Raw genomic sequence first — 9,928 nt, 5'->3', positions numbered from 1 at the left:
AGGGTTATGACGAAGCCGACGCCATCGAGCAGATCCAGTTCAAAATGGTTCTGGATTCTCACGCTCCTCGCGCTCTTCATCCTGGCGATCGCCTGGTTCGCGAACCCGCTCGGCAAGGTCGAGCAGGCCCCGCCGCCCGAAACGGCCGCCCAGTCTACCGAGTGGGCTCCCGCCCCCGACGGACCCGCCGTCGATGTAAAACTGCCGGAAACGCCCATGAAGAACCCTATAGTCAATCAGACCGAAGGCACGGGCAACTGAGCGCACTGCCCGAGATTGACGGGTGGAAAGACGCGGATCAACACATCCTTGGCCGCGCCCTTCAACGGGTTGCCACGGCGCCCCGACCGGCTGAAGACCAGTGCTGCATCCCACCGACCTCGATGAGACGACGAATGAAAACAAACGCCGATGTCGCCCCCGACAAGCACACTGCGTCCATCGTTTCTGCGCTGGAGGGTCGCGATCCGTTGACTGACTCAGGAGGGCCGGCGGCAGGCCTCACGCGTCGCATGCTTCTTGCCGCATCGACGGCTCTCGTCGCGGGCCTCGGAACAGGCCCCCTGTTTGCACAAGCGGCATCCGACGAGGGCTCGATCGCGGCGACTGTCGAAAAGCTGGAACCCGGCCAGTATCTTTGGGCGCCCGAAGCGGCACCCAAGGGCCCCGTCATTGTGGTCGTCAGCCTCGCGAAACAGCGCGCCTATGTCTATCGCAACGGCGTGCTGATCGGTATTTCAACCGCCTCCACAGGGACCACCGGCCACGAGACCCCGACCGGAATCTTCACGATCCTGCAGAAGAAGGTCGATCACAAATCCAATCTCTACAATGACGCCCCGATGCCCTACATGCAGCGCCTTACCTGGAGCGGCATCGCCATGCACGCTGGCAACCTTCCAGGATACCCCGCCTCGCATGGCTGCATCCGTTTGCCATTGGCCTTCGCTGAACGCCTCTATGCCGTCACGCAAATCGGGTTGACGGTCATTATAACCGAATCCGCCGCCGTCCCCCGATTCGCCCCGACGCCGGGGATCCTCGAAGACCGGCCGAACCCCTCCTTCGAAGCGGCTTTCGCCCCCTCATGGCAACCGGGAAAGTCGCCCACCGGTCCGGTATCCATCATCATCAGCGCCTCTGACCAGCGCGCCGTCGTTCTCCGCAATGGCATAGAAATTGGCACCGCGCCGGTTTCCATTCGCGGCGAGGTCTCCGGACTCCAGGCGTTCACCCTGGGATCGATCGACGAGCGCGGAACCCACTGGATGTTCCTGCCGATGCTCGGCAACACCCGTGCGGGAGAAGTATCGTTGCAGGACCGCGAACGATTGCGCCTGCCTGAGGATTTCCGGCGCGACCTGCTGACCGTGCTCAAGCCAGGCAGCACGCTGATCGTGACTGCGGACACATTGCAGAGCGCGAGCACCGGCGCGCCCATGACGGTCATCACCGGTGAAGATTCGGAGTCAGATTCGCAGACCTCAGACGAAGCAGTTCCGCGCGACCCTTAACGCCGAACAGTGAGAGGCGAGCAGCGGATGTAATGCGCCGCAGGGCATTCCTTCGCCGTAGTGCTCCAAACGATGTCGTCCTGCCGCTTCCGGCGCTCAGTGCGACAGCAGGATCGGCAGTTTGGGACCGGCGAGAACCGAGCGCGTCACCCCGCCCAGTACGAATTCTCGCGCCCGAGACTGCCCAAAGGCCCCCATCACCAGCAGCTCCCGGCCATCCTGCTCGCAATAGCTCTGGAGTGTCAGCGCCACATCGCGCCCCTCGAGAGCGATCTCGACCACCTCCGCATCGATGCCGTGCAGCTTCAGGTTGCGAACGGCATCGGCGGGCGCGGCTGTCTTCGACAGATCCTTTTCGCCCGTAATTTGCACGAGGGTTACCGAGCTGGCCTCGCGCGCCAGAGGCAGCGCCGCAGACAATGCCCGCGCCGCCACGCTGCTGCCGTCCCAGGCGATAGCGATCCTGTCGAACTTCAATTCGGGAACGGCAAGTTCAGGTAGCAGGAGCACCGGGCGGCCCGTTTCGAAGACAAGCCCCTCGGCGACCGAGACCGTCTCGGCATGGCCGTAGAACGGGACGACCGTCAGGTCGTGCGTTCTGGCCCTCACGGCCAGTTGCCAATGAGTGACCATGCCCGGGCAATCAACGGTGAACGTTTCACCCAGCTGCTCAGCCGGGACCATGGCGGTAAACGATCCGAGAAGTGCCGCGGCGTTCGCGGCGCTCTTCTTGTTCTCGCCCGCGATAACACCATCCATATTGAGCAGCTTGTTGGCCAGCCAGTTCGAAAGCGGGGGGATATGAACCTGGCACACGCCCAGCGACACCTTGGCCCCGATCCGCGCCGCCAGTTCGGTCGCCCTGCCGATCGCCCAGTTCGGTGTCGGCTCCGGATGCGTATTGGCCTGCAAAAGAATATCACGCACGGTCATCATTTTCCTCCAGCTATGCCCTATCCTTGGCATAGGCAGCGCCGCCTGCTGATCCGTAGATTCACGGAGCCGAAAGAAGTGCTGAGCTCCGCCAGCAGAACAGGCGGCGTCACCGACCAGGGCGGCGAAGAACCAAGTTGCACGAGCGCATGCAATCGCATGCATGTCCATGACAAGCGCCATGTCCGCCTTCTGCCTCGCGCACGGCCAGGAGACGTCCCTCATTGATTGTCCGGTAGTCGCCGCCCTGCCACAACGCTACGTAATGTTCCCAATTCCGTGGGAAAACGCCAGCGTCGGATATGAAGTAGCCCCCGGGCGTCAGTCTCGCCGGGTATTTGTGGACCCATTGCCGCGACTTTGCGCGACGGCACCATGTCCGCCGCTTCTTTCCTGTCAGCTCGAACCTCGACCGCGATGTGCTCCGCGCGCTTTGAACATCTCCAGGTTACGCTCGACGCGTTTGGAGCGGCATCTCTATCGAGCGCGGCCGCGCATTTACCGGTGAAGGGGCAACCAGGCTTACGCTGTCGATTACAACTGCGCAGGGACATCTAAGGCTTGTCCATCTCGCCATCGATCCGACAGGCAACACCGTCTTGCCCAGCGAACATGCCGCGCAAGCCAGCTTCCTCGTCACGAACGAGAGCTGGCAGGACGGGCGTTTTGTTGCCTGGCTCGAGAAGACTGTTCGGAACTGATCGCAGCCGACCTGCCGCGCCATTGCTGCGCGGAAGGAGCAAACGAATTACGACGCGCATCCATAGTGGGTTCGCGGGCAGTTTATCGTTTTTCTGTAACTTCCCTAATTTCGCTTGATCCTCAAGCCGTCGGTCTTGGATTCCCCTCGCGCCGCAGATTGGCTTGCCGCACAAAATCCTCAGTCCACCGCGATCATGTAGCGTCAAGAATTGCAAAAACTCCCAAGAAATGGAATATGGATGGATGGGAGCAATTCATGCGCCTCGTGAAATTTGACACCGACACGTATCTGCGAACGAAGGATTTATCTGGTGGTCCCCTTTATGGGATCGTTGAAGAAGATATTTCTGAAATACAGATCGTCACGGACAAAAGTGGAAATCCGACTCGGGGAGGCGTAATTGGCTACGCGCTAGCGTACATCCTGATGGCGGGATTTGTCGGCGCGCTATTCATTTTCCTGTAGCTTACTCGCGAAGCTCGGGATCCTGGAAAAAGCCCCGATCATGGTCGCGGCTTACTTCCCTCTGCACATCCACCGAACCTTGCACGCGCTGGGCCCGCATCGCCTCCGCAGCGGAACGCGTGCCGCCCAGTTCGCCGCGGCCGGCGGAGACTATCTCCGCCGCCGCCGAGGAGTTGCCGCCTCCAGGACCCCCAGGCAGCCCCCCGACGCCGCGAGGGCGATAAGAGCCGCGTACGTCCGCAGCGCTATCAACGCCCGGCCGATGTACGCTCACCAGGTTGGGATCGTGAAGATCGCCACCGATCTCCGACCGGATCGCGTCTTCCTTCTCCTGCATCCAGCGCGAGATCATTTCCTGCCGTACCGACCTCTGCTGCTGGGAGAGATCGGTGGCCCAAAGCTCGGGCGCATCGAGCCCCGGATTGTGGACCTGCTGCTGACGATACCACTGGGCAAGATCCTGGCTGAGATTTTCGCTCAATTGCATGCCGTGGGTCTCGGCATAGCTGGCGTCTCGCGAAAGTTGCTGGGAGAGCTCCTCGAGCCGCCGCGCAGTCTCCGAATAGGACTTGGCGAGCGCGAGCGAATCTTCGGTGCTCATGGACGACGAGGATGTCGTCGATGCGCGATTGAAAACACCGCTGCGCGAATAGGTCCCGTCCGACGTCGAGGCTCCTGTGCCATTGCTGTGCTCATCGCGTACGCCGCTCGACGAGGCACTCGCGCTATCACTACCGCGCGTTTCATCCGTTGCGTGACGCAGAGCATCGGTTTGAGTTCCGGATTTTGAGACAGATCCACCGACGCCGGGCACTCGGCTCATCCCTCCGCCACGACCAGCTCCTGTTCCACGTCCTCCACCTAGACCGGCCGAGATGTTGCCGCCGACGCTATCGGTAACCTGCGCCTGGCGATCATGGCTTTGCGACACCCGGGTGCTCTGCGAAATCGACGAGCGTTCTTCGGTTCCCTGAGCACTGCTGCCCGTCCGGCGATCGAACTGCTCGACGGATGTGTTGGCCTGCTGTCCACTGCTGGAATCCCAACCAGAGGTCCGCTCGGCCGAAGTGCCGAACATACTGCGGTTGGCATGGGTCGCGGTCAGAACTTCGCTCGCTGCGTTCTCATAGGCCTGGGATTGCCGGTGCGCCTCGCTGGCCATCTCACGCCATTCCGCAACCGATCCGGTCGTCATCGTCGGCGTGAAGCCGAGACGCGAGATTGCACCAGACGTGTCGAACACCTCCTGCCCATTACCGAAGCCCGTCACCATCGCGCCATTATCCTGGCGCCATCCGACGCTTGATCCGCCACCCATGTAGGTCGGAGCAGTCGTCCATTGGTCTGCCTGGCGCATGTTCGATGTCGCGTTCGCCCAGCTGACATTGCCATAGGAGTAATTTCCAGTGGTCTGCTCCAGCGCGGCCGCCTCAGCCGCATTCTGCGCCGGCGCCAGCATCGACATGGAATGCCCGGCGATCGACATCGCTCCGCGCGCGAGTCCCGCAGCAAGGAAGGGCACGCTCATGAGCATGAACCCCGCTATCGTCGCCGTTTCCCCGTTCACGGCACCAATCCCCGCATAGCTCGCCAGCGTGACCCCGCCGCCGGCAACTCCCGTCGCGGCCGACGTCGCACGGGTCATACAGATCATGTGGAGGATGACGTAGAGCGGGCCCCACGCCGCGAGGTAGAAGAACCCCATCGTGTAGCCCTTGAGCGAGCTCAGGCCCGTTTGCGGCATCAGGAACAGCGGGAAGATCACCGGGAACATCGCAAAGAAGACCACTGTCAGCACGATATTCAGGATCGGCACCCAGGCCATCGCCTGCTGCGCGATGGAATTGTAGGTGTTGCGCGCCTGCATGTCCGCGCGGGTCTGCGCGAAAGTGTCGATCGCGGCCGCGCCGGCGCCGCCTGCCATGCTGTTGCGCGCCTGCATGAACGCGTTGATCGCCGTATTCTGCCGCATCACCTCCGCGTAGCTGCCGCTTGCGCCGGTGAAGGCCGCGCTGACGATCGGCACGTCATGCTTGAGCTTGTCGGCCGCCAGCGCATTGCTCAGCTTGGGGTAGGCCTCCTTTCCCCAGAGCGGCGTGTTGGCTTCGATCATCGGCGCCCATTGCGCATCGAGCGCCTGATAGGCCTGTCTGCAGGTGATGATGTAGCTGCCCACCGTCCCGTCGCCCTGGCGCTCGAGCCACTGCTGCGAACGAGCCTCCGCCCCCGGTCCGATCGCGGCCCACAGGTCGGTGGCCTTGGCCAGGTTGGTCAGCGACTTCTGGTAGAGCATGACATCGCCGAACAGGCAGTTCTTGAAATGATTCTCGAGATTCGTCGAGAACTCCGCGTCACGGATGACGAAATTGCGCGTGGCATCGAACAGCCGCGCGCCGTAGACTATGCCGTTGCTCGAATAGTTGAGCTCGCTCGGCATGACGAAGACCGTCTCGGCGGTCCGGGTGAGCCAGTCGCCGATCTGGGTCGTGAAGCTCGCGAGAATGCCCAGCCCCATGGGCACGTTGTCGACGGTCGCGGGAGCAAGGCTCGGGTTGAGCCGGTCGGTTACCTTGATGTCAACCGTGGGGACCATCAGGCAGAGGTAGATCGCGGTCGCCTGCAGGAACCAGTTCATCCACGCCTTATAGTTGAGGGTGAACGCCACCACGAGCAGGGAGTAGATAAGGCCCATGACCATGACGACGCGGATGAGCGAGCGATAGCCCCCTCCCCCCGACCAGGCCGCAACCGCGTTGAAGATGTTTACGAGATACTCGCCGCCGCCAACCGTAAAAACCTCAAGCATCGCCCTGCCCCCACGCCTAGTTCAGCCCTTGAGCGTTGAGCCCGCGCGAGAAGTTGAGCGCAGCCGCCATGCCCGGCGTCATCGAGTTCTGCAGCGTCGATTCCAGCATGACGCTGCGGTTGATGATCTGCATCGTGACCTGCAGCTTGTTGTTCAGCCTGACGTCGCGCTGACTAAACTTCGCGCGTGTTGCCGCGATCTGCTGTTTCCACTGCGTCGCCGTCTCCTGATCGAAGGTCTGGTAGTGGACTTTCGCCTGCTCGACCCGGTCCAGCATGTTGTCGAGCATGGCTGAGAGCAGATCGACGGCGACGATCTCGGAGAGCGTCTCGATCTCACCCTGCGTCAGCGCGTAGTGCGCATAGGCCTGCACCGCGAGGATCTTGTAGATCGGCACAGTCGCAAGGTTGAGCAGCTGCTTCTCGGCTGCATCAAGCGGTGTGTCCGACCGGATCTTGTCGCTCATCGAGCGGATCATCGTGGCGATCCGCGGCCGCAACGCCGTGGAGGCCGGCACGCTCAGCGTCTGTTCACCGACATCGTAGCAGTTCTCGTCGTTGCAACGCAGAATCTTGACCGGCGGGGCGTCGGCAGTGCCGTCGAGAAGCGCGGTTACCACCGCTTCCTCGGCCGGGCCGAACATCACGACTTTTCCGCCCACGCTGGGATCGGTCGATGGCGTCGTCACCACCGTGCCGACAAGCGTCATGACATATTCCGAGAAAGTCTGATCGAAGGCGCCGAACTTGGCGGACTTCCTCAGCGCCTCCCAGGTGTAATTGTGCGGCTCGCCCACCAGCTGGTCCTTCATCGACGCATCGGTATTGCCCGCAATCGTCGAATCCCGCCGGTTGCCGTTGTTGCAGCCCTGACGCGCTGCGGCCCAGTCGGAGAAGACGCCCTGGCTGTTGCCGACCGCTTCGCAGATCGTCGCCCGCGTCGTTTCCATTTGCGGCCATATCCCGCCGACCAGCGCCTGGGCAGTCTCGCAGCTCGAGATGTTCATCTGGTTGAGGAGCTGCGCCTTCTGGCTGAACTCGTCCATCACCTTGCCGATCTCGGGCGAGACGGAATCGATCGCCAGCTTGAAGGCAAAGCCGAGCGCATTGTTGGCCGTCGCCTTCAGCATCGCGATGATCTCGGACGCATTGATGAAGGAGAAGCTACCGCTGAACAGGTCGATGCCGCCACAGCCCGCTCGGGCGCTGGGGAGCTGGAGATTGAAGGGCTGGACGCTCTTTTGCGGAAATCGCGTCCAGACATTGCCGAGCGAATAGTAGCCGGCGGACTGCCCCTGGAAGGCCGAGGGGCCCGTCACATTGGCGGCGCCACCGGCCTCCGAGAAGAAATTGTTCATCTCGGAGGCGACATCGGCGTGCGCCGTGCCGGTGACGGCGAGATTGGCGGCTGCGATCATCCCGGCCCAGCCTGCCGTGTCCCGAAGGATCCGGCGCCACACGTTCTTACGGCAATGCTGTCCCATCAGTAGTCACTCCCCACCCTGGTGTTGGTCAGCGCGAAGATGCGATCCATGATCTCGTCCGCGCTCAGTATCCCGTAGCCGACGGGAATCGTCCGCTTCGTCGTGGTGTCGAACAACACCAGCGCCGGCGTCTCGTTGCCCGGAATCCCCATACGCGCCCGCTGTCCGGCATCGACAACATAGTTCGGGAAATCGCGGCTCGGCCCGCCGTCCATCGAGACAGCCATCACCGCCATGCGGTGGCTGTCCGCGACCGACCGCAGGATCGGCGAGAACAGCTCGCAAGCGCCGCAGCTCTGCGCGAAGAAGTAAAAGAGGCCGTAACGCTGGCCCAGATTGGTGAGGACCGCGTCGCGATCCGCCTTGCGGTTGTCGAGCCAGGCGCGCTTACCAACGGTGGAGACCGGACGCTGCAGCGTGTAGTCCAGATCGGGGTTCTGCCACAGCGCCCGCTGCCAGGTGTCCGAGAAGGTCGACGCGCGATCGAGCTGCTCGCGCTGAAACCTGACATAGGCGATCACATTCTCCTCGGTAGGATCGAGGATGGCGCGCGCCTTCAATTCGTCGAGTTGGTCGGTAATAGCGCTCATGCGATCGACGGCGCTCTGCTGAGACGGCGACGGCTGTTCCTCCTGCGCTTTCGGCCTGGGCTTCGTGCAATAGAACCACTGCCCGAGCTTGCGCTCGCCGCAGTAGAAATCATCCGCGCCGCCGGAGCGCTCGACTCCATCCTCAGAGGCGCGGGTGGTCTGCGCAGCAGCCGGCATTCCAAGGCCAAGCAAGGTGAAGATCGCGGCGGAGAGAATGAGCAAACGAGCCATGATCGAACCACCTTCCCGGGACCCCTTCCGCGATTCCGGGGAGAAGCGCGGAAGGGGATGGGAGGCAAGGGGTGGCGTGCTCCGGGTAGTGCCGGGCTCGCCGGAAAGGGGGCGAAGGGGGGATGGCTCGTTGAAGCCGTGGCGCGCGCCGGCGCGGGGATCATTTGCCGTGCAGGTCATAATAGTCCTGAATCTTCTGTTGGATCTGGGTCATCGTCTCGACCTCGTCGGGAAGGCGCGCCGCATCCACGAACTCCGCGTAGACCTCGGTGAAGTCCATGATCGACAGGTCGAGGCGGGCGAATTCGTCGATGGTGAAGCCCAGGCACTGCTCGCGCTTCGGCGCCCCCCAGGGCCTGCCGAGCTGGATGCGGCCCTGCTCCTGGAGAATGCGGCTGAGCTTGCTCTCGAAGCAGCAATAGGCCGTGCGTTTGGTCTTGCAGATGCCAAGGAAGCTCGAGGAGCAATAGGTCCCGACCTTGTGGCAGAAACCCATGCGGTCCCTGATGTCGAGTTTCATCTCGTCCTGCGAACAGGCGAAGAGCGCGAGGAATGGCGTCGCCAGCGCCGCAATTGCGGCCGGGCCGCCCGCCAGCGCCGCCGCCCCGGCGCCGAGCGTCAGAACACCCGAAACCTTGCCCGCGCAGCAGTTGATAAGGCCGAAAACGGGCTTGTGGCACGTCTCCCTGTCCCCGCTGAACACGGTGAAATTATTCTCGTCAAACTCCTTGCCCGCCTGGTCGATCGAATGGAGCGCGACGAGCGCATCTTTGAACTCGGTCGAAGCTTCGCGGACGATCGGCTCGCAGTCTCCATTGATACAGTAGACGTCGTTCCCGCAGATATATTGGGGGGTGTCGGTGACCGTCCCGCCCGGCGTCCGGCAACGATAGATGCGCTCCTCAACCAGGCAGGAGCCATCCGGATCATCGTCGAGACATTCGGTCCGCGTGAAAGTGCAGCTGCCATTGGCCTCGAGCGTGCCGCAGTCGTTGTGACCGCTCGAGATCCGGTTGCACTCGTAGGTGCGCTCCCACGCCCAGCAGGGCTGTGTCACCGGCACGCCGTTGACGATGTGAAGCGCCCCGGGTTTTCAGGAGGCAGTTTTCATTTGGCTATGCAGCCATATCGAGGTTCTCGAGGGCTGCATAGTAATTGTCTTCGGCCTCAGCGGGCGGGATGTGCCCGATAGGGCCGAAGAGC

At 62.5% G+C, this 9,928-nt stretch carries 7 protein-coding genes and 1 pseudogene; 3 read left to right on the top strand and 5 right to left on the bottom strand.

Going from position 1 to position 9,928, the window contains the following annotated elements:
* Positions 1-6 precede the first annotated feature (6 nt).
* Both SxD43FB_RS13715 and SxD43FB_RS13710 read left to right on the top strand, forming a co-directional pair.
* On the top strand, positions 7-261 hold the full coding sequence (locus tag SxD43FB_RS13715; RefSeq protein ID WP_096062661.1) for a hypothetical protein: 255 nt from the start codon (positions 7-9) through the stop codon (positions 259-261).
* Between the two features lie 134 nt (positions 262-395).
* Positions 396-1,514, top strand: coding sequence for a L,D-transpeptidase (locus SxD43FB_RS13710; protein WP_255245724.1), 1,119 nt, complete (start codon positions 396-398; stop codon positions 1,512-1,514).
* Between the two features lie 96 nt (positions 1,515-1,610).
* Here SxD43FB_RS13710 and SxD43FB_RS13705 read toward each other — a convergent pair whose 3' ends face one another.
* Complete coding sequence (locus tag SxD43FB_RS13705; RefSeq protein WP_096062751.1) at positions 1,611-2,447, bottom strand: universal stress protein; 837 nt, start codon at positions 2,445-2,447, stop codon at positions 1,611-1,613.
* Positions 2,448-3,405: 958 nt separating this feature from the next.
* Between SxD43FB_RS13705 and SxD43FB_RS13700 the strand changes: the two genes are divergently transcribed.
* Complete coding sequence (locus SxD43FB_RS13700) at positions 3,406-3,615, top strand: hypothetical protein (RefSeq protein ID WP_096062750.1); 210 nt, start codon at positions 3,406-3,408, stop codon at positions 3,613-3,615.
* 1 nt (position 3,616) lies between these two features.
* Here the strand turns inward: SxD43FB_RS13700 and SxD43FB_RS13695 are convergent, their stop codons facing one another.
* The 4 genes and pseudogenes from SxD43FB_RS13695 to SxD43FB_RS13680 all read right to left on the bottom strand — a co-directional run.
* Positions 3,617-6,421 carry a conjugal transfer protein TraG N-terminal domain-containing protein gene (locus SxD43FB_RS13695; RefSeq protein WP_096062660.1) on the bottom strand — a complete coding sequence of 935 codons (2,805 nt, stop codon included), beginning with the start codon at positions 6,419-6,421 and terminating at the stop codon, positions 3,617-3,619.
* Positions 6,422-6,437: 16 nt separating this feature from the next.
* A complete protein-coding gene (locus SxD43FB_RS13690) occupies positions 6,438-7,838 on the bottom strand; it encodes a conjugal transfer protein TraH (protein ID WP_096062659.1) in 1,401 nt (466 codons plus the stop codon).
* A 65-nt stretch (positions 7,839-7,903) separates the two neighbouring features.
* Positions 7,904-8,671, bottom strand: coding sequence for a conjugal transfer protein TraF (locus SxD43FB_RS13685; RefSeq protein ID WP_096062749.1), 768 nt, complete (start codon positions 8,669-8,671; stop codon positions 7,904-7,906).
* A gap of 214 nt (positions 8,672-8,885) precedes the next feature.
* Positions 8,886-9,803: pseudogene (locus tag SxD43FB_RS13680) on the bottom strand (conjugal transfer protein TraN); the annotation flags it as partial.
* Between the last annotated feature and the right edge of the window lie 125 nt (positions 9,804-9,928).

The organism is Sphingobium sp. D43FB, assembly GCF_002312805.1.
In the GTDB taxonomy this organism is placed as follows: domain Bacteria; phylum Pseudomonadota; class Alphaproteobacteria; order Sphingomonadales; family Sphingomonadaceae; genus Sphingobium.
This window is presented reverse-complemented; position numbering and strand designations above follow the sequence as displayed.